Source organism: Aliiruegeria lutimaris, assembly GCF_900099935.1.
In the GTDB taxonomy this organism is placed as follows: Bacteria; Pseudomonadota; Alphaproteobacteria; order Rhodobacterales; family Rhodobacteraceae; genus Tropicimonas; species Tropicimonas lutimaris.
On record NZ_FNEK01000004.1, the window covers coordinates 106,558 to 126,544 of the forward strand.

The following is a 19,987-nucleotide window of genomic DNA, read 5'->3' on the forward strand; positions in this document are numbered from 1 at the left end:
TCTCGATTGATAGGGGCTGTACGACGTCTGGTCCAGATCCCGCCGGTCGAGAGTACGGGTCCGAAAAGCCGATTTTCTTTTCTAATGACGCCTAAGGCAAAAAAAACGGGCGGCCATGTCACCATGCACCGCCCCGAGATACACTGCCTGAAGGGATCTTGTGGCTCGCCCGGTCGCTGAATGGCGAGCGGGCGCAACCGTACGTGCTTCCGGCGGCTCAGGCGCCGACTGCGACGCGCCGGCTCATTCCGTCGACGTCGGGGTCACGCAGAACGTAACCGCGGCCCCAAACCGTCTCGATGTAATTGTCGCCGCCTGTGGCGTTGCTGAGCTTTTTGCGCAACTTGCAGATGAAGACGTCGATGATCTTCAGCTCGGGTTCATCCATGCCGCCGTAGAGATGGTTGAGGAACATCTCCTTGGTCAGCGTCGTTCCCTTGCGCAGGCTCAACAGCTCCAACATCTGGTATTCCTTGCCGGTCAGATGCACACCCTTGCCTTCAACATCCACTGTCTTGGCGTCGAGATTGACCGTCACCTTGCCGGTTCGGATCACGGATTGCGCGTGGCCCTTGGAGCGACGAATGATGGCGTGAATGCGCGCGACCAGTTCCTCGCGGTGGAACGGCTTGGTCAGGTAATCATCGGCACCGAAGCCGAAGCCCTTGATTTTGCTGTCCGTATCGTCCGCCCCGGAAAGGATCAGCGTCGGAGTCTCGATCCGTGCCAGCCGCAATTGGCGCAGCACCTCATGCCCTGTCATGTCCGGAAGGCCGAGATCCAGAAGGATCAGGTCGTAATCATAGAGCTTGGCCAGGTCGATAGCTTCCTCGCCAAGATCCGTCGAGTAGACGTTGAGGTTGGCGTGGATAAGCATCATCTCGATACTCTTGGCCGTAGCCGGGTCGTCTTCGACGAGCAGGACACGCATTTTCTTACTCCGCTTCAATCCCTTATTGCAGACACCATGACCGGAATTGGTTAACCCGCGATTACCGGAAAACAGGTGCCGTCGTTTCAATCAAAAGTTGCACAAAACGTTAAATGGTTAACCTCGCTATTTTGGGGGAGTACGGTAGTGCTGAAGTCGCGTTGTCTTCAGCGCGACTTCGCCATGTGTCGAGACTGCCGTCATCCAACTCTCGAATTCTTCCTCCGAGACCGAGTACCATTTGCGCGCTTCTTCCATGGTGATCAAGCCGCCGCGCACGGCGCGAACCACCGCTGCCTTGCGGCTGGCGACCCATCTGCGCGTGTCTTTTGGCGGCAGATCCGCCCGAGTCATGATAGTTCCATCCGGCAGCGTCACGGCACGCGGCCCGTCGATTTTCTTTATGAACATGTCTTGTACCCACGGGATGCGGTTGAAGATTTTGTTTTCCGGAAGCTCGACGGAGACCAATTCTGCAGTCTCCGGAGCTTCATGCTCCTTGCCGCCGTCATGGGGGGATGCTGGCCGGGAAGCGGTGCAAAATAGGTTAAGCGCTCCCGCCAACGCACCGGCTAAGTATCTTCAATGCGCGACATTTTTTAGGAACTCGCTCCCCGCGCCGGTAAGGTTACCTTGACACTCGGGGCCGGCATTGCCATCTGCTCCACTTCGGCTCCCAATCCCGGCAACAAGCGAAAGGCTCCACCAGATGGCGCTCGATGCAAATATCCCGCTGAATTCTCTCGGTTTTCCGAAGCCACCGAGTGAAACCCGCGTGGTTGTTGCCATGTCGGGCGGGGTTGATTCGTCCGTCGTGGCCGCCGAACTCGCCAGCCAGGGGTATGATGTGGTCGGCGTGACGTTGCAGCTTTACGATCATGGTGCGGCGTTGGCCAAGAAGGGCGCGTGCTGTGCCGGGATCGACATCCACGATGCTCGCCGGGTGGCCGAGGACATGGGATTTCCCCATTACGTGCTCGATTACGAGAACATCTTCCGCGAAACGGTGATCGACGAGTTCGCCGACAGCTACCTCGCCGGCGCCACGCCGGTTCCCTGCATACGCTGCAACGAGCGGGTCAAGTTCAAGGACCTGTTGCAGACCGCGCGCGACCTCGATGCCGATTGCATGGCCACCGGCCATTACATCCAGCGCAAGATGGGTCCGAACGGGCCGGAACTGCATGCCGGGGCCGATCCACGTCGCGACCAGTCCTATTTCCTGTTCTCGACCACGCCGGAACAGCTCCACTTCCTGCGCTTCCCGCTCGGCCACCTGGCCAGTAAGGACGAAACGCGGGCGCTCGCCGCGCGGCACGGGCTGATGGTCGCCGACAAGCCCGACAGCCAGGACATCTGCTTCGTCCCGGACGGGAACTATGCCTCGGTCATCGAAAAGCTGCGCCCCGGTGCGGGAGAGCCCGGCGAGATCGTCGACATGGAAGGCAACGTCCTGGCGAGCCACGAAGGCGTAATCCATTACACGATCGGCCAGCGACGCGGGCTGGGGATCGGCGGGCTGTCGGAGCCGCTCTACGTGGTCAAGCTCGACCCTGACGCCCGGCAGGTCATCGTCGGCCCGAAGGAAGCGCTCTCGACCCGGATCGTGCCTGTGCGCGAGATCAACTGGCTGGGTGATGCGCCGATGCAATCGCGACCCGAATGGAACCTGTCCGTCAAGGTCCGCTCCACCCGCCCGCCGCGCGAGGCAATCCTTCGGCCCACTGGCCCGGACACGGCGGAGATCGAGCTGTTCACCCCCGAGGAAGGCGTCTCGCCCGGACAAGCCTGCGTTTTCTACGAAACCGAAGGCAGCCGCATCTTTGGCGGCGGCTGGATCTGGCGCGGCTGACCCCCTCGACACGCCCCGCCAGTCCGGGCACAAAGCTCGGCGGGACACAGGGCGCGGGAGCAACACCATGAGCAAGAAAGTCGTGATCGTCGGCGGCGGCTATGTCGGCACGGAACTGGCCCAATCGCTCGAGCGCTATTGCGACGTGACGCTTGTCGAGCGGAAGCAATTCTTTTGCCACGTCCCGGTGATGATCCGCTCCCTGGTGCAGCCGGAACTGTTCGAGCAGGCGCTCTTTCCCTATGACAAGTTGCTGCAGACCGGACGCGTCGTGCAGGCCAGCGCGGCGGAGGTGAACGAAAGCGGCGTCACGCTGGAAGACGGCAAGACACTTGGCGCCGATGCTATCGTTGTGGCGACCGGCTCTTCGCACGACACCGCCTTCAAGGCGCCGGGGGCTTCGGTGGAGGAACTGCGCGAGGCCAACCGCGCGCTGGCGCAACAGATCGAAGGCGCGTCCTCCATCGCGATAATCGGTGGAGGCGCGCTCGGCGTGGAACTGGCCGGCGAGATCAAGGCGCTCCGAACACACAAACAGGTCACGCTCGTCTCCGACACTCCCTTGATCGACGGCTATGACCCGCGCCTTGGGCAAGGGCTCGAAGCCAAGCTCGGCCTGCTCGGCGTGGAAGTCATCACCGGCCGGACAGCCGTGGACCTGCCGCAGACGCGCGGCGCCTTCCCCGGCCCGATCCGCCTCGACGACGGGCGCGAGATCGCGGCCGACCTTGTCATTCCCGCGCTCGGCTCAACACCGAACACGGCGCTGCTGGACCCGCTTCCGGGGGTCGAGAAAACCGCCGATGGCCGCGTTCGCAATGACCGCTGGCTAAGGCCCTCGGCGCTGCCCAATGTCTTTGCCGCGGGCGACGCGGTCGATAGCGGCGACCATATGACCATCGTCGGCGCATCGCGCCAGACGCCCTGGCTCGCGCGCAGCCTGCGCAATTTCCTCGCCGGCAAACGGACAGACCGGACCGCGGCCTACGGGCCGTGGCGCAATGCGCCGCTGCTTGTGCCGCTGGGCGAGCATGTCGGGCAGTCGATCCTGCCGGTGGTGGGGCTTGTCGGCTCGCGCACGACGCGGCTGGTCAAGGGGCGGTACCTGTTCCTGCCGAAATATCGCAAGCTCTTCCGGACCGGCTGAGGGCGCCTCAGCGCCCCTCTTCCAGCCCTTCCAGTACCGCGCGCGCCGCGCGCAGGCCGGGCGCTTCCTGCCCGCGCCCAAGCCGCTCCATGGTGATGCGCATGGCATCGCGCTGCGCAAAAGGATTGCGCAAGACTTCCAGAACCGCGTCGGCAAGCGCGTCGGGGCGGCAGGCTTCGCCGGTGAATTCGGGCACGACGCGAGTTTCGGAAACGAGGTTGACCAGCGTCACCGTATCCACCAGCAAAAGTCGCTGGACGATCATCCGGGTCAGCCAGTTCGCGTCATAACCGATCACCATCGGCGTGTCGGCGGCAGCCAGTTCGAGCGAGACCGTGCCCGAGGCCGCAAGCGCCACATCGGCGGCGGCAAAGGCCGCGCGTTTCTCGGCCTGGAAGGCCTGCGCCGTCTTGCCCCGCGGGTCCAGCAGGATCGGCGAACCGGGCCAGCTCTGCAGAGCCTCCTGCATGATCTCCGCCTTGGCCTCGATCGTGGGCACCACGATGCGCGCGGATGGATGTTCGGCCAGCAGCCGCTTCAACGTTTCGCCAAAGACCGGTGCAAGTCGCTTGATCTCGCCGCCACGCGAGCCGGGAAGCGCGAGAATGAGTGGCGCATCCGGCACGATGCCGTGGTCCGCCCGGAACGCGGCAACATCCTGCTCCGATGGCTGTGGCTCGGCCACAACCGGGTGCCCGACGAAGTCGCAGCGCATGCCCGCCGCTTCCATAAAAGGCGGTTCGAAAGGCAGCAGCGCCAGCACCTGGTCGATGATCGGCGCCATCTTCGCCGCTCGCCCCGGGCGCCAGGCCCAGACGGTCGGGGCGACGTAATGCACCGTACGTTGATCCGGCCGCCGCTTGCGTACCTCCCGCGCCAGTGGCACGCAGAAGGCCGGCAAGTCGATGGTCAGCAGGATATCGGGCGCCAGTTCTTCCGCGCGGTCCACCGCCTCGAACAGGCGTCGGCGCAGGTGCATGTATTTCGGCAGGATCTCCACGATCCCCATCAGCGACAGCTCGGACATCAGAAACAGGCTCTGCAGGCCCTCGGCTTCCATCTGTGGCCCGCCAATGCCGTGGAATTCCACCTCCGGCACCAGCTCCTTCAACCCCGCCATCAGCGCCGCCCCAAGCTTGTCGCCCGAGGCCTCTCCGGCCACCACGAATACCCGCATCGCTCAGCCTCCCTTCGGCCGCACCCAGAGGAAGAGCCCGGCCGCATCGGCCGCAGCAATCGCCTCGGCGCGGTCTAGCAGCATCACGCCACCCGCCTCGATCACGACGCCGCGCAAGCCGGCCTCGGTCGCCGCGCGAATCGTGTCCGGCCCGATCGTGGGAAGGTCCACGCGCCGGTCCTGACCGGGCTTCGGCGCCTTGAAGAGCAGCCCGCCCTCCGGCAACCCAACGCGGGTGCCCTTGAGCGAGGCAAGCATCCAGTCCGTGCCCGGCATGGCTTCGATGGCCAGCGCCTGCCGGCGGGCCACGACACAGGCCTGGCCAACATCGGCCACGCCCATCGCCGCGACGATCTCCTCGCCGCGGGCGGCGTCCTTCACATCGTCCTTGTCCGGCTTGACGCGGGTCAGAACGCCCGGATCGGGCAGTAATTCGGGCAGGATCTCATGCGCGCCTCGGACAGCCATGCCATTCTCCTCGAAAAGCGCGATCAGCTCGCGCAGGGCCCCATCGTCGCCCTTGCCGAGCGCACGCATAAGGCGCGGCACCAGCAGCAGCGTTGCGAAGTCCAGCCGGCTGAGGCGCAGCTTCGGCCGCGTGATGCCGCCGGCCATGCAGATTTCCGTCACGCCCTTACGGCGCAGTTTCCGCACCAGCCCGCCCAGCCCTTCGAGGTGAAAGGTCAGCTCGGGGGAGAGACGATCCGGCGCGCTGGCATAGCCGCAGACCAGCGGCGTCCTGCCCGCCGCGCGGGTCTCTTCGGCCAGGATCTCCGGCAGGCGCCCCTGCCCCACGATCAAGGCCAGCACAGGTTCATTCCGGCTGGATGAAGCTGCGATCGGACTCGCCGGTAATGAACTCGACGATCTGCTGGACATATTCGCTGTCGGACGCCTCGCCGAGCGCCGCAGCGCGTTCCTTGAAGGTGCCGCCCTCGGCCGCGAGCGCCTTATAGGCCGCACGCAGCTCGGCAATGTCGATCCGTTCCAGCCCGCGCCGCTTCAGCCCGATCAGGTTCAGCCCGACCAGATGACCTGCGCCGCCCTGCACCTGGCCATAGGGAATCACGTCCTTCTCGACCTTGGTCAACCCGCCGATGATCGCGCCCTGCCCGATCCGCACCCATTGATGCACACCGGAGATGCCGCCGATTATGACGTCATCGCCAATCTGGCAGTGGCCGGCCAGCCCGGCATTATTCACCAGGATCACGCGGTTGCCGACCTGGCAGTCATGCGCAACATGGGTGCCGGCCATCAGCAGGCAGTCATCGCCGATACGGGTGATGCCGCCGCCGCCCTCGGTGCCGGGATTGATCGTCACATGCTCCCGGATCCGGTTGCGCGCGCCGATGACGAGCTTTGTGTCCTCGCCGTGAAACTTGAGGTCCTGCGGGATCTCGCCGATCACCGAGAACGGAAATACGACCGTATCATTGCCGATGGTGGTATCGCCGGTGATGACGACGTGGGACTTGATCTCCACCCCTTCGGCCAACTTCACTTTCGGGCCGATCACCGAGAATGCCCCGATGCTCACGCCGGGGCCGATTTCCGCCGCCTCGTCTATCGCTGCCATCGGATGAATGCGGGCGGTTGGGTCGATGGCCATTCTCAGCTCTCCGAGACTTCGTTTTTCGGCAGTTGTACCATGGCGGAAAACTCCGCCTCCGCGGCAAGTTCGCCATTTACCAGCGCGCGGCCCTCGAACTTGCCGATGCGCGAGCCGGCCCGTTTCACCGACACGTGCAACTCCAGAACATCGCCGGGCACGACGGGCCTGCGGAACTTCGCCTTGTCGACGGTGGTGAAGTAGATCATCAGTTCCTCGGTGATCCCGCGCGATATGCCGATGAGAACGGCAGATGTCTGCGCCATGGCCTCGATCACGAGAACGCCGGGCATCACCGGATGGCCGGGGAAATGGCCCTGGAAATGCGGCTCGTTGAAAGTGACATTCTTGATGCCAACGGCGCTCTTTCCAGAGTCGATGTCGCGCACGTGATCAACGAGCAGGAACGGGTAGCGGTGCGGCAGGATCTTCAGGATGGTCTCGTGGTCCGCCTCGAGAAGCGCGCTGGTCTCTTCTGTCATGGTTTCCGATGCCTTGTTGTCGTCTGGTCGCCGCGCCCGCGGCTTCCCGGCGTCCTACACGCACGACTTGCCAACAGCAAGCAGCGCGCGCCGTGTTGTGCGATGCTGAAGCCTGATCGGCGTGCTGTCGGGCTCCAGAACCGATGTTTCTCGACGTTCCCGCCACCTCGGGGAGCGCGGGTCACTCCACGGCCGGAACCTTGGCATCGGGCTTATCCTCTGGCGGCGCCGTCTCCTCCTCGGTTGCACCATCTCCCAGAACCGCATCGATTCTTGCTATAGCCCGGTCTGTCACGTCGATCGCATCGGCCGAAAGGATCACCGCCCGGTTATCAAGGAGCGCCACGGCGCCGCTGTCACGGACGATCTCGGACAGGATCGGCAGTACGCGTCCGGTGAAGATCCGGCGATCCAGGTCGCGCCGCCGCTGGAGCGCCGCGATCTTGGCATCCTGATCCTCACGGAGTTTGACGACCTTTTCATCGAACGCATCTGCAAGCGCGCGGAACTCTTCGCTCGAAACCTGCTTGCGCTTTTCGGTCAGCTGCAGTTCCTCGACAGTCAAGGCCTCGGTCAGTTCCCGGTTGCGCTCTGCCAGGGCATTCGAGGCTTGGGAAAACTCCGACTGAAGGCGCTTGCCGAACAGGGTTTCGCCATAGAGCTTGTCCTGATCAAGCGTCAGTACGGGCGAATTGATCGGCGAAAAAACCTGAGCGGGTGCAGGAAGCGGGGCAAGCGACGCCGCAAGCAGCAGCCAGCAAAACAGGGCCTGCCCCGGAAAGCGACGCATCAGAAGGACGTAGACACGGTGAATTCGAAGTTCTGCTCCTTGTCATAGTCCTCTTTGATCAGAGGCCTCGAGAAGTTGAACCGCAACGGTCCGAGCGGCGAATCCCAGAGCAAGGCAACACCGGCCGCGGAACGCAGATAGAAGTCGTCATCGACCTCGTCGTTGCCACTCGGGCCACCGGCGGTGTTGTCGAGGCCCCAGACCGAGCCGATATCCCAGAACAGGCCGCCCGAGATGCCATATTCCTCAGGCAGGCCGATCGGGAACTCGGCCTCGAAACGCGCCACGGCGAAATAGTTGCCGCCCAGCACGTCCTCGTTGCCGACATTCAGGTCGCGCGGCCCCACCGAATTCGGCTCGAAGCCCCGGATTTTCCTCGACAGCATGTAGCGTTCGAAAATCCGGCTATCGCCACCGGAGAAGGCCACCGCGCCGCCTTCCAGTTCTGCCCGGAAGGTAACGTCCTCGTTGAAGGTCTGCTTCTTGGCCCGTAGCAGCGCCTCGGTCCGAACGAAGCTCGCACCGTCCTCGCGCCCACCGAAATCCTGCCGGAAACGAAGGTAGACGCCCGAACGCGGGTCGAGACCGTTGCTGATGGTGTCATAGATATAGGAATAGCCGACCGAGAAGGAGCTCAGCGGGCCCATATCCTCTTCCTGCTGCAAGATGTAGGACGATACATCATCATCATAATCGCCGTCATCGTCGGTATCCTTGGTACCATCCTCGACACCGTGCAGCTTGCCGTAGTCATAGGTCGCCCGAACGCCCAGCCGCGAATAGTCGGTCAGCGGGAAAGTCAGGGAAGGCTCGAACTGGCCCAGATCGGTATCGTAGGAGGAGTTGTCCTTTTCGGTCTTGCGATAATAGGCAGACAGACCGAACGTGACATCACGGTCCAGGAAAGCCGGCTCGACAAAGTTGAAGTTGAAGGTCGACGTAGACGAGGTGATCCCGAGGCCCGCGGAAAGCCCCTGCCCACGACCGAGGAAGTTGCGCTCGGTGAAGGAGAAGTTGAAGCCCAGACCGTCAGAGGTGCCATAGCTTGCCCCGAAACCGAGTGAACCGGTCGGCGCTTCCTCGACATTGACATCCACGACCACGAGATCGCTGCTCGAACCCTGCCGGGCCTCCACCTGGGCGTCCTTGAAGAAGCCGAGCGCGCGAATCCTGTCCGCCCCCTGGCGAATCTCACGCGCGTTGAACGGGTCGCCCTCGGCAACGTCGAATTGACGGCGCACCACTCGGTCGAGCGTTGTCGTGTTGCCCTCGATGTCGATCCGCTCGACGAAGATCCGCGGACCGCGGCTGATGACATACTCGATATCCAGCGTCAGATCGCGGTCATTGCGGGTCACGCGCGGTTCCACGCGGATGAAATCCAGACCCCGGCGCGTGGCGAGGGTTTCGAGCCGGGTGATGTCCGTGTCGATCGGCACCGGGGAATAGACCGTGCCGGAACGGAGCTTGGCCGTCTTGCGGAAGGCGTCGATATCGATATCCGCAACGGTCGAAGAGACCGAAACCTTGCCGACCCGAAACTGTTGTCCCTCGCGCAGGTTGAAGGTGACGACATTGCCGCGGCGGTTGCGGTCGATCTCGGCCGTCGCGCTGAGAACCTGCACGTCGACATAGCCACGGTTGGAATAGAAATCGCGCAACAGCTGCTTGTCATATTCCAGCCGTTCTTCGATGAGCGTGTCGCGGGCCACGAAGGCCCGGAAGATACCGGCCTGCTTGGTCTCGAGCGCCCGGCGCAGCCGGTAATCCGAATAGTTCCGGTTGCCGACGAAGGAGATACGCTCGATCTCGGAAACCTTGCCCTCCTGGATCTCGAACACGAGGTCCACGCGGTTGTCCGAGCGACGAATGATCTTCGGCGTGACGGTCGCGGCAATCCGTCCGGTCTGCCGATAGGCCTCGGCGATATTGGCAGCGTCCGCCTCGGCGGCCGAGGGCGAATAGATCCGGCGCGACTTCGATTCGACGATTTCGGCCATCGCCGTGTCGTTGAGGCGGCGATTCCCTTCGAAGGCGATCACGTTGATGGTCGGGTATTCCTTAACCTTGATGACCAGCGTATTTCCGCTCGGAACCAACTCCACAGTCTCGAAAAGGCCGGTTCCGGCAATGCCCTGATAGGCATCGTTCAGCTGGGCGGCCGAAACCGTCTGCCCCCTGCCGATGCCGGCATAAGTGGCAATCGTAGCGGCATCAATGCGTTGATTTCCCTGAATATCCAGGTTCGTGAAGCTGTAGCTCTGGGCCATGGCCGCTTGCGGAAAGGTGCCGCCCGAGACCACCAGGACCCCACAGAGGGCCATAGCCGCGACGCCGGAAAGTTTCCGTGCTGGGCTGCTCATCCGGGCGTTCATGGCAGTGCCGCCCGTTATATGTTTTTTCATGCTGCCGCCCCCCAGGCGCGAGGTTCTATTATTTATTTATGCCATTTGCTAGCGAGGTTCGCCTCTCTTGTCAAAACGACAAAGGGCGCCGCGTGAGCGTCGCCCCCCTGATTGAATTATCGGCGGAAATCAGCCTGCAAGCAGGGATCCAAGCGCCGCGGCACCGGTCAGGGCCGCTATAATCGCCGCTATGTAGAAGATCCTGTCCCAGTTCAGCTGAACAATCAGGCTGATGCTTTGGTAGCCAGCGGACATCGTTTGCATGACTCGCACCTTTTGCGTGTTTCGACCAGGAACCAACCTAAAGCTAAAATATGTCCAGATTGGGGCGAAACGACGCGGTTTATGGGCAGAACAAGTCGTTGGTGACCGCGAAGACCATCAAGCTCAGCATCAGGGTCAGACCGATTCCCATCAGTATCCGCAACGCATTGTCGCTGGGCGGGCGCCCGGTGATGGCCTCGTACACGTGAAAGGCCAGGTGACCGCCGTCGAGAACCGGAATCGGGAACAGGTTCAGCAGGCCGACCGCCGTCGAGAGAACCGCGATGAACCAGATGAAGCTGCTCGCCCCCTGGCTCGCCGCCGCGCCCGAGGTTTCGGCGATGCCGATGGGGCCGCGCAGGTTGCAGGAGGAAATCGCGCCCGTCACCATATGCCACAGGCCCGAAAGCGAGCTTTTGACAATGAACCAGGTCTGGTCGACGCCGTAGTTGACAGCCTCCAGAACCCCCGGCGACTCGGTCGCCGGCGTGAAAAACAGCCCGCCCGTCATGCCGATGAGCCAGCGGGTCTCGAAACTGCCATCCGCGTTCGGCACGTCCACGCGCCGGGGTGCGAGGACGAATTCGAGCGCCTCGCCATCGCGCCAGACATTGAGTTTCATCGCCCGCCCTTCGGAGGCGGCCACGGTCTCCTGCAATTGCTTGAAGGCGGTGATCTGGGTGCCGTCGATGGCCGTGATCACGTCGCCGACCTCGATGCCCACATCCATCGCCGCCGACCCGGGCTGCAGCCCGTCCACCATCGGCGGGAAGGGGAACGGCCCGTCCAGCGATACCTGCCGCCCGGCGCGCTCGATCTCGTAGGAAACCGTCTCGGACACGTCCAACCCGCGCACGACTTCGAAGAAACCGACATAATCTTCGGCCGCCTGCCCGCCGACCGACAGGATGCGGTCCCCCGGCTGGAGCGCCTGCACCTGCGCCGGCATCGGCTTGAGCGCGCCCACCTCGACCGGTTCCTTGGCCGTACCTTCCCACAGTATCATGGCAGAGAAGACGAGAATCGACAGGATGAAATTGAACACCGGCCCCGCGGCAACCGTCGCAGCCCGCGCCCAGAGCGGCGCGCCGTGCATGGTGTGGCGGCGCGTTTCCGGATCCATCTCCTCGAATTCGTCCGAGGCCTTGTCGCTGGCCGCCGAGGCGTCGCCGAGAAATTTCACGTACCCGCCAAAGGGAAGCGCCGCGACCTGCCACTGGGTGCCATGCTTGTCCGTGCGCTTGAGCAGGACCGGCCCGAAGCCGATGGAGAACACCTCCGCCCGAATCCCAGACCAACGGCCCACGATGTAATGGCCATACTCATGCACGAAAACGATCACGCTGAGGGCAACGACAAAGGCAGCGATGGTCCAGAGAAGGCCCCCGAATTCGGGGATCAGCGAGGCAAAATCCATTTGATATCAAGCATCCATGTTGATCCGGGCCGCGGCCTCGGCCGCGCGTATCCGAGCGACATGATCTGTTTCAATGACATCTTCAAGGCACATGCGGTCACATTTCAGGGCGTTCTCGCCTTCCATGGCGGCAAGCACCTCCTCGACGACCACCGCCATGTCGGTGAACCGGATGTCGCGTGCCAGGAAGGAATCCAGCGCCTGTTCCTTGGCGGCGTTGAAAACGGCACCGGCGAGGCCGCGCACCTTCATCACCTCGCGCGCAAGCCGCAGCGCCGGCCAGCGCGCCTCGCTGGGCTCACGGAATTCCAGCTTGCCGATCCGCGCGAGGTCCAACCGCTCCACTGGCAGCGGTCGGCGCTCCGGGTAATGCAGCGCATAGCCGATTGCGTGGCGCATATCCGCCGGGCCCACATGCGCCATCAGCCCGCCATCGTTGAAGCCGATCAGCGCATGTACCAGCGATTGCGGGTGTACAAGGACCTCGATCTGGCGCGGCTCGAACCCGAAAAACTCCCGCGTTTCAATAAGCTCCAGGGACTTGTTGAACATGGACGCGGAATCGACCGTGATCCGCTGGCCCATGTCCCAGTTCGGATGCGTACTGGCCTGCTCCGGCGTCGCTCTCGGCAGATCCTCCAGCGGCCAGTCCCGGAAGGCCCCACCGGACGCGGTGAGGATCACCCGCTCAACGGCAGAAATGTCTTCGCCCACAAGGGCTTGCCAGACGGCGCTATGTTCGCTGTCAACCGGCAGAACATCGGCCTTGTTGGCCCGTGCCGTCCGCATCAGCAATTCGCCGGCGCAGACGAGCGATTCCTTGTTGGCCAGCGCCAGCGCCGCGCCCTGTTCGAGCGCCTTCAGGCCGGGCACCAGCCCCGCCGCGCCGACAATGGCGGACATCACCCAGTCGACCGGGCGTTCCGCGGCCTCGGAGATCGCCATAGGGCCGGCTGCCACTTCGATTCCGGTACCTGAAAGAAGCTCTGCAAGCTCCTGTTTGCAATCTGGAAAGCATGTAACCGCCAGCTTGGCGTTGAGCGAGATCGCCTGCTCCGCCAGCCGCGCGATATTGCGCCCGCCGGTCAGCGCCACGACCTCGTATTCTTCCGGTGCCCGCGCGATGAGGTCTACCGTGTTTTCGCCGATCGAGCCTGTGGAGCCGAAGATCGACACGCGTTTCATATCCGGACCTCCGGCACATCCACCAGCAGCGCCAGGAGCAGCATGAAGAGCGACGCGCCCAACAGCCCGTCAAAGCGATCGAACAGGCCGCCATGTCCGGGAATGATGGCCGAGGAATCCTTGACCCCCAGCCGGCGCTTGAGCGCGCTTTCGGCAATGTCCCCCATCTGCGAGGCGAAGGACAAGAGCATGGAGAGCCAGATGAGATCCCGCCCAGCATCGGTGAAGGTCAGGAAGATCGCTCCGATCAGACCGGCACCGATCCAGCCTGCGGCAGTCCCGGACCAGGTCTTCTTGGGACTGATACTCGGCCAGAACTTCGGCCCGCCGAAATGGCGTCCCGCGAAATAGCCCGCAACATCCGTTACCACGACACAGATGACCATCCAGAAAAGCCAGGTGCCGCCATAGACCTCCCGCGCCTCGACGAGGCCCCATCCGGCCACGGTAAGGCCCAAGGCAAACAGAAAAAATGTTAATTTTTCCAGTGGCATGGAGAGCATTCCCGCCACGGCGGGCAGAAACAGAAGGAACAGGTGCCAATCGGGTTGCTGCTGTGTCAGCCCGGAAATGACGGAGGCGGAGAAGGCCGCGAGCAGCATCGCGCCCACATCCCATCCCGGCCGGATCATCCGTGCCAGTTCCCAGATCATCACCGAGGTGACGAACACCACCAGCATCTGGAACCAGACTCCGCCAAGCCGGATCGCCACGACGCCAATCAGCACCATCAGCAACCCGGTCCATGTCCGCGCATTCAGGTCTTCCCAACGTGCAGACGAGGTGTTTTTATTGCTTTCAGCCAAGAACCGCTCCATATCGCCGCTCCCGCTTGCCAAACCCGGCCAGCACCTCGGCGAATTTTTCCGCCGTGAAATCGGGCCAGAGCGTGTCGACGAATTCATATTCTGAATAGGCCGATTGCCAGAGCAGGAAATTCGAAATCCGCGCCTCGCCGGATGTCCGTATCACCAGGTCCGGGTCCGGCAGGGTATGAGTGTCGAGAAAACGCCCCAGCGTTTCGGCATCGACATCATCGGGGTCCAGCCGCCCGGCGGCGACTTCGCGGGCAAGCCGGAGCGTCGCGCGCGTCACCTCGTCCCGACCGCCGTAATTGAGCGCGATCGTCAGGTGGACGTCATCATTGTCTGCCGTCAGCGCCTCAAGGTCGTCCATCAGCTTGACCAGCTTGCGGTCCAGCCTGTCACGGTCGCCGATGAAGCGCACCCGCACCCGCTTGGCCAGCAGGCGCTGCGCTTCCTTCAGGATGTAGCGGCGAAACAGCGTCATCAGCCCGGAAACCTCGGCCTGCGTCCGCTTCCAGTTCTCGGTCGAGAAGGCAAAGATCGTCAGGTAGCGCACGCCGAGATCCGGGCACGCCTCGACGATCTCGCTCACCCGACGCGCGCCAGCCTGGTGACCGAACAAACGCGGACGGCCGCGGGCGGTTGCCCAGCGGCCGTTGCCATCCATGATGATAGCGACATGTTCGGGGGCCTTGTGAAGGTTGTCTTCGGCGGGCATCAGGCCCCCTTTCAGCTTTGCCAAACGATCCGCAGGTCAGACCTGCATGATCTCTTCCTGCTTGTGTTCCAGGGTAGCATCGACCAGCTTGATGTGCTTGTCGGTCATCTCCTGGATGTCGTCATGCCACATCTTTTCCTCGTCTTCAGGCATACCGTCGGACTTGGCCTTCTTGAGCTTGTGCATGCCGTCCTGGCGGACGTTGCGAATGGCGATTCGGGCGCTCTCGGCATAGGTCGCGGCGACCTTGGTCAGCTCGCGGCGGCGCTCTTCGTTCAGCTCCGGGATCGGCAGACGGATGATGGTACCGTCGACGACCGGGTTAATGCCCAGCCCGCTCTCGCGCAATGCCTTCTCGGCCTTGGAAACCATGCTCTTGTCCCAGATGTTCAGCGTGATCATCCGCGGCTCCGGCACGTTCACGGTGCCGATCTGGTTGAGTGGCGTCATCGCGCCATAGGCATCGACCTGGATCGGATCCAGCATGGACGCCGAGGCCCGGCCGGTCCGAAGCGTCAGGAATTCCGCCTTCAGCGCCTTGATCGCCCCATCCATCCGGTGTTTCAGGTCGGCGACATCGGGTTCTTCATAGTCTGCTGACATGTGCCTGTTCCCTCCCAAGCATCTCGTTCGTTCGCAACGTTCTACAATCGCTGCAACGCGTTGTATAGCATCCGCTCGGCGATGTTTAGAACGGAAAGGCTATAATTTCCTTTTCCGCGAAATCGACGCGGCCGGCAAAGCTGGAAGCTGCCGGCCGTTCTCCCGTCCAGGGATGAAGGATCAAGGCGGCACGCGACCGCCCGGTTCCGCCCGTTCAGCCAGCGCCCCTTCGGCGCCGGCGGCGGCTTGCGAACGCCCCCACGCCCAAAACCGAGCCCAGCAATACCGAGGATGCAGGCAGCGGAACCGGCGAGATCTCGACCGAGATATTGTCGAACTGATGGAAATCGGCCGTTTGGGTCCAGGTCACGCTGATGACACTGTCGAAGCCATCGAAATAGAAGGTCTCCATGCCCCAGACACCGTCGAGATCGAAAGTTTGCTCGACCGTCGTACCGTCTTCATAGGTGCCGGTAAAGGTAACGCTGGTGTCGCCGATCCGGTTGGACGCGAGTTCGGACAGGTCGATGGACTCGAGGTCGAAAGCGCTGCCGTCGCTCGCCGCAAGTTGGGTCACGCCGTTGACGCGATTGTTGAGCATGGAGGTCGAGCCGGTATTGTAGCGAGAGTTGCCGGTCTCGGGTATGGCGAAGGCCGTCCTGGTATTGGACGTCAGGTTCGTCAGCGTGAAATCGTCGTAGGTATAGGTTCCGCCGACATAGTCGAAGGCACGCCCCGACCCTTCAAGATCTTGGAAATCGATCGTTATCGCCTGTGCCGGCGTTGCGAACCCCGCAACGACAAGGGCGGCCCAGAACAACAGTGTTTTTCCAAATCGAAACATGATGCCTGCCAATTCCAACTGCTCGCGGACCGATTTTCGTCGGCTCTTAAGGAATTATTAGGCATGAAAACCGGCGGGAAAGAGGCGCCGGTTTGGTCATTTATTAACCTTTTCGAGGTGCTCAGCCCTGAACGCGGGTATAGGTGCCCTCGCCCGCGAGGATGCCGCGGAAGCCGCCCGGCTCATCCAGCGAGAAGACGATGATCGGCAGGTTGTTGTCGCGTGCCAGCGCGATGGCAGAAGCGTCCATCACCTTGAGCCGCTTGGTCAGGCACTCGTCATAGGTGACGCTGTCATAGCGCACGGCGTCGTCGAACTTCACCGGATCCTTGTCATAGATCCCGTCCACCTTGGTGCCCTTGAAGATAGCCTCGCAGGCCATCTCGTTGGCGCGCAGCGCGCCTGCGGTGTCGGTGGTGAAATACGGGTTGCCGGTGCCGGCGGCAAAGATGCAAACCCGCTTCTTCTCCAGGTGGCGCACCGCGCGGCGGCGGATGTAAGGCTCGCAAACCTCGTCCATGCGGATGGCCGAGATGACGCGGGTAAAGACGCCCATTTCCTCGAGCGCGGACTGCATCGCGAGCGCGTTCATCACCGTGGCGAGCATGCCCATGTAGTCGGCCGTGGTGCGTTCCATTCCTTGAGCGGAACCCGACAGGCCGCGGAAGATATTGCCGCCGCCGATCACCATGCAGATCTCGACGCCCAGGTCGTGGACCGATTTCACTTCATTGGCGATGCGCTGCACGGTGGGCGGGTGCAGACCGTAGCCCTGGTCTCCCATCAACGCCTCGCCCGAGATTTTCAGAAGAACCCGTTTATAGGCCGGTGTCGGTTGATCCTCGGTCACGTCGAGCATATCAAAATCCCTCTGATCTGGCTTCCGCGCCTTCCTGTCGGAAAATGGCGCGGCCTTCAACCGTCAAGGCGCGTTTCAATGGCAATATCCGTCGATGAAATCGACCCGGTCAAACCGGTCCTCATTGCCGGGCCGACGGCCAGCGGCAAATCCGCCCTCGCGCTCGAGATCGCCGAGGCGCAGGGCGGCGTGATCGTGAATGCCGACGCGCTGCAGGTCTTTGCCAATTGGCGCATCCTGACGGCACGCCCGCCGGACGAGGACCTCGCGCGGGCGCCGCACCTGCTCTATGGCCATGTCGGGCCGCGGGAGGATTACTCGGTCGGCCACTGGCTGCGCGAGGTTGCCGAAATCCTGTCCGGCCCGGAGCGGGCGATTGTCGTCGGTGGTACGGGGCTCTATTTCTCGGCGCTCACCGAAGGCCTGGTCGAGATCCCGGCGGTTCCGCCAGCAATCCGCCGGCAAGCCGATTCCCTGACACGCGAGGCAATGCTGGAAGAACTGGATCCGGAAACACGGGCCCGGATCGACCGCGCCAATCCGGCGCGGGTGCAACGTGCCTGGGAGGTGTTGCGCGCGACCGGCAAGGGCCTGGCGCTCTGGCAGGACGAAACCCCGCCCCCTCTCCTGCCGCCCGATGCCGCGCAGGCTTTCGTTCTGGAGGCCCCGCGCGACTGGCTGACACCGCGTATCGAGCGGCGGTTCGAGTTGATGATCGAAGCCGGCGCGTTGGAGGAGGCGCGGGCGAACCTGGATGACTGGGACCCCAACCTGCCCTCCTCGCGTGCCATCGGCGGGCCGGAACTCATCGCCCATCTGCGCGGCGAGATGGATCTCGACGCCGCCATCGAGGCCGCCTGCATCGCCACGCGCCAATATGCCAAGCGGCAGCGCACGTGGTTCCGGGCGCGTATGAAGAGCTGGCGAAATATCCTGCCTGAGCGCTGATCCGACAGCCATAAAGCAGAAATCGAACATCTGCGTGCTTGATTCGCAGTTATCCACAGGGCAGAAAGACCACTATCGAACCCTGCTGCCCAAAGGTTCCGCCCATGTCCGTGATTCCCGCCGCACCTGTCGGCCCGCTCCGCCTTGTGCCCATGCAACGCCTGACCCATGGCGGGCGCTGGCGCACCGAGGCGATGCGCAGCTACCGGATGCCCATCCTGCTCTGGTTCACACGCGGACAGGGACGCATCACCGTGGCCGGGCTGACGCGCGGTTATGGCGCGCATAACGCCGTCTTCATCCCGGCCGGCACCATGCATGGCTTCGACGTGTCCTCGCAGGTCTATGGCACGGCCGTCTTCTTCAACGAATCCGTGCCGCTGGAATTGGCGTCCGACCCCTTCCACCTGCGGGTACGCGATGCCCGCCACCAGGGCCAGATCACCGGCCTGCTCGAAAGCCTGCAACGCGAGATCGACGGCGAGCGCCCGCTCAAGGACCGCGCCATCGCCCATTATGGCGGACTGCTCTCGGTCTGGCTGGACCGGCAGCGCTTCGAGGCCGAGGATCGCCCCCAGGACTGCGCCGCCCGCGCGCTGGTGCGCCGCTACACCGAGGCGATCGAGGAGCAGCTCTACACCGGGCAGTCGGTGAGCGATTATGCCGAGGGGCTCGGCGTGACCCCGACCCATCTCAGCCGCGTCTGCAACCAGACCTGTGGCCGCCCCGCCTCCGATCTTCTCGCCGACCGGCTCACCTTCGAGGCGCGGCGGCTGCTGCTGGACACCTCCTTGCCCGTCAAGCGCGTGGCCGAGGTGCTGGGCTTCAACTCGGCGGCCTATTTTACCCGCGCCTTTCACCACCGCACCGGGCAGACACCGAGCGACTTCCGCGAAGCGCGCAAGCGCTAACGGAATCCACCCTGTTTCCAGGGGGGGCATCATGGCACCCCCGAACCGGATAACCGAAGTGGACGGCGTGACGCCCTGTGCCGGCCACCGCGCGGTTTGTCCGCACCGCCCGGCTCCAGGACGTGAGATTCCACAGTATCGTTGTGAATCACGCGCTGAGCAACGCGCTGATTGCATGGACCCGCTTTCCTGCATCGCCATCACCAGCCAGGCTTTGCACAAACACTCCTCGTCTGGATCGGCATGTTCCTTGCCTCCATCGTCGGTATCGCTCTCGGGCTGCCCGCGGCGAAGGCACGTGACACAAGATGCCCCGGGAGATACTGCCCAATACGCGCGGTCCGCGGATCGTGGATTTCCGGCTGCGGATCGGTTACACGACCATCCTGCTCGGCACGCTGGGTTTCTTTTGCCTGGGCAACGCGCCGGAGAACCCGGATCGGGGTACCACGACCGATGACAGCAACCTGCTGGCCGACGGCCTGCGTGAAGAAAGCTTGGAAGACCGATGGAAGAAGAGAATGACACCCCTCTGCAGAAGCTGAGACGGACCCTGCGCCTCGCGATAATCGTCCTGGTAGGCGTGGTGCTCGCGCTGACCATCCTCTTCACCGTGTTCGGCACGTGGAAAGGGATGTCATCCCGGGAAGAACTTCTGGATGCCAACGGAATCCATGTTCTGCCGCATCTGCTGCGCAACACCTATACCGGCGACGCCCGTTTCGATGTCGCCTGCGATGCGCCCGAGAGCTGCACCGCCGCCGCCCGCGAAATCTGTGGCGATACGGTCGTCGTTCTGAGCGAACCGCAGAAAGAGGATGGGATCTGGATCATGGTCGCGGAATGCGAGCCCGGAACAGAACCCCAATGGTAACGCCCGGATCCTTTCCGAGGCTGGGGGGCCAGCCCCCCAATGGTCATTGGTTCAGGGAACCAATGACCGCCCCCCGGGGATATTTGCGGTCAGAAGAAGACATACGGGGTGTCTGAGCGCGCAGCTTTCGACAAGCCCTGCAAGGGCGGACGAAAGGGTGGG

The 19,987-nt window shown here is 63.1% G+C and carries 21 protein-coding genes and 1 pseudogene; 6 read left to right on the forward strand and 16 right to left on the reverse strand.

The window, feature by feature from the left end; all coding sequences use genetic code 11:
• Window positions 1–217: 217 nt before the first annotated feature.
• Together ctrA and sciP are read right to left on the reverse strand one after the other, a co-directional pair.
• Window positions 218–931, reverse strand: a complete 714-nt coding sequence (ctrA, locus tag BLR85_RS03480) for a response regulator transcription factor CtrA (protein WP_093149574.1) — start codon at window positions 929–931, stop codon at window positions 218–220.
• A gap of 126 nt (window positions 932–1,057) precedes the next feature.
• Window positions 1,058–1,342 carry a CtrA inhibitor SciP gene (sciP, locus tag BLR85_RS03485; RefSeq protein ID WP_093149813.1) on the reverse strand — a complete coding sequence of 95 codons (285 nt, stop codon included), beginning with the start codon at window positions 1,340–1,342 and terminating at the stop codon, window positions 1,058–1,060.
• A 298-nt stretch (window positions 1,343–1,640) separates the two neighbouring features.
• Between sciP and mnmA the strand changes: the two genes are divergently transcribed.
• Together mnmA and BLR85_RS03495 are read left to right on the forward strand one after the other, a co-directional pair.
• The gene (gene mnmA / locus BLR85_RS03490; RefSeq protein WP_093149578.1) at window positions 1,641–2,783 is read left to right on the forward strand and encodes a tRNA 2-thiouridine(34) synthase MnmA; all 1,143 of its coding nucleotides are present in this window, start codon (window positions 1,641–1,643) and stop codon (window positions 2,781–2,783) included.
• Window positions 2,755–3,930, forward strand: coding sequence for an FAD-dependent oxidoreductase (locus BLR85_RS03495; RefSeq protein WP_093149580.1), 1,176 nt, complete (start codon window positions 2,755–2,757; stop codon window positions 3,928–3,930). The genes mnmA and BLR85_RS03495 overlap by 29 nt, the downstream gene beginning before the upstream one ends.
• A gap of 7 nt (window positions 3,931–3,937) precedes the next feature.
• Here BLR85_RS03495 and lpxB read toward each other — a convergent pair whose 3' ends face one another.
• From lpxB to pyrH, 14 genes are all read right to left on the reverse strand, one after another.
• A complete protein-coding gene (gene lpxB, locus BLR85_RS03500) occupies window positions 3,938–5,107 on the reverse strand; it encodes a lipid-A-disaccharide synthase (protein ID WP_093149584.1) in 1,170 nt (389 codons plus the stop codon).
• Between the two features lie 3 nt (window positions 5,108–5,110).
• Window positions 5,111–5,917: an LpxI family protein gene (locus BLR85_RS03505; RefSeq protein WP_093149588.1), complete on the reverse strand. Its 807-nt coding sequence runs from the start codon at window positions 5,915–5,917 to the stop codon at window positions 5,111–5,113.
• 4 nt (window positions 5,918–5,921) lie between these two features.
• Entirely contained in the window at window positions 5,922–6,719 is a 798-nt protein-coding gene (gene lpxA / locus BLR85_RS03510; protein ID WP_093149591.1) for an acyl-ACP--UDP-N-acetylglucosamine O-acyltransferase, read from the reverse strand.
• Between the two features lie 2 nt (window positions 6,720–6,721).
• Entirely contained in the window at window positions 6,722–7,201 is a 480-nt protein-coding gene (fabZ, locus tag BLR85_RS03515) for a 3-hydroxyacyl-ACP dehydratase FabZ (protein ID WP_093149594.1), read from the reverse strand.
• 181 nt (window positions 7,202–7,382) lie between these two features.
• Complete coding sequence (locus BLR85_RS03520; RefSeq protein ID WP_093149597.1) at window positions 7,383–7,991, reverse strand: OmpH/Skp family outer membrane protein; 609 nt, start codon at window positions 7,989–7,991, stop codon at window positions 7,383–7,385.
• Window positions 7,991–10,396 (reverse strand): outer membrane protein assembly factor BamA, encoded by a 2,406-nt coding sequence (bamA, locus tag BLR85_RS03525; protein WP_244520594.1) that lies wholly within the window; start codon window positions 10,394–10,396, stop codon window positions 7,991–7,993. The genes BLR85_RS03520 and bamA overlap by 1 nt, the downstream gene beginning before the upstream one ends.
• Window positions 10,397–10,525: 129 nt before the next feature.
• Window positions 10,526–10,660 carry a hypothetical protein gene (locus tag BLR85_RS30205; RefSeq protein WP_280138460.1) on the reverse strand — a complete coding sequence of 45 codons (135 nt, stop codon included), beginning with the start codon at window positions 10,658–10,660 and terminating at the stop codon, window positions 10,526–10,528.
• Between the two features lie 79 nt (window positions 10,661–10,739).
• Entirely contained in the window at window positions 10,740–12,077 is a 1,338-nt protein-coding gene (gene rseP, locus BLR85_RS03530; RefSeq protein WP_093149609.1) for an RIP metalloprotease RseP, read from the reverse strand.
• Between the two features lie 6 nt (window positions 12,078–12,083).
• Complete coding sequence (gene dxr, locus BLR85_RS03535) at window positions 12,084–13,262, reverse strand: 1-deoxy-D-xylulose-5-phosphate reductoisomerase (protein ID WP_093149614.1); 1,179 nt, start codon at window positions 13,260–13,262, stop codon at window positions 12,084–12,086.
• The gene (locus BLR85_RS03540) at window positions 13,259–14,068 is read right to left on the reverse strand and encodes a phosphatidate cytidylyltransferase (protein ID WP_280138461.1); all 810 of its coding nucleotides are present in this window, start codon (window positions 14,066–14,068) and stop codon (window positions 13,259–13,261) included. The genes dxr and BLR85_RS03540 overlap by 4 nt, the downstream gene beginning before the upstream one ends.
• Window positions 14,061–14,786, reverse strand: a complete 726-nt coding sequence (gene uppS / locus BLR85_RS03545; RefSeq protein ID WP_093149817.1) for a polyprenyl diphosphate synthase — start codon at window positions 14,784–14,786, stop codon at window positions 14,061–14,063. The genes BLR85_RS03540 and uppS overlap by 8 nt, the downstream gene beginning before the upstream one ends.
• A 36-nt stretch (window positions 14,787–14,822) precedes the next feature.
• A complete protein-coding gene (gene frr / locus BLR85_RS03550; protein ID WP_093149624.1) occupies window positions 14,823–15,389 on the reverse strand; it encodes a ribosome recycling factor in 567 nt (188 codons plus the stop codon).
• Between the two features lie 214 nt (window positions 15,390–15,603).
• Window positions 15,604–16,233, reverse strand: coding sequence for a PEP-CTERM sorting domain-containing protein (locus BLR85_RS03555; protein WP_139188293.1), 630 nt, complete (start codon window positions 16,231–16,233; stop codon window positions 15,604–15,606).
• 121 nt (window positions 16,234–16,354) lie between these two features.
• On the reverse strand, window positions 16,355–17,092 hold the full coding sequence (gene pyrH, locus BLR85_RS03560; protein WP_093149632.1) for a UMP kinase: 738 nt from the start codon (window positions 17,090–17,092) through the stop codon (window positions 16,355–16,357).
• Between the two features lie 78 nt (window positions 17,093–17,170).
• Here pyrH and miaA point away from each other — a divergent pair, with 78 nt between their 5' ends.
• The 4 genes and pseudogenes from miaA to BLR85_RS03580 all read left to right on the forward strand — a co-directional run bounded on the left by miaA (window position 17,171) and on the right by BLR85_RS03580 (window position 19,825).
• Entirely contained in the window at window positions 17,171–18,040 is an 870-nt protein-coding gene (gene miaA, locus BLR85_RS03565) for a tRNA (adenosine(37)-N6)-dimethylallyltransferase MiaA (RefSeq protein ID WP_093149636.1), read from the forward strand.
• 104 nt (window positions 18,041–18,144) lie between these two features.
• Window positions 18,145–18,951: an AraC family transcriptional regulator gene (locus BLR85_RS03570; protein ID WP_093149640.1), complete on the forward strand. Its 807-nt coding sequence runs from the start codon at window positions 18,145–18,147 to the stop codon at window positions 18,949–18,951.
• 317 nt (window positions 18,952–19,268) lie between these two features.
• Window positions 19,269–19,496 (forward strand): annotated as a pseudogene (locus BLR85_RS03575) (hypothetical protein); the annotation flags it as partial.
• Window positions 19,460–19,825 (forward strand): hypothetical protein, encoded by a 366-nt coding sequence (locus BLR85_RS03580; protein WP_139188294.1) that lies wholly within the window; start codon window positions 19,460–19,462, stop codon window positions 19,823–19,825. The pseudogene BLR85_RS03575 and the gene BLR85_RS03580, both read left to right, overlap by 37 nt.
• Window positions 19,826–19,987 lie beyond the last annotated feature (162 nt).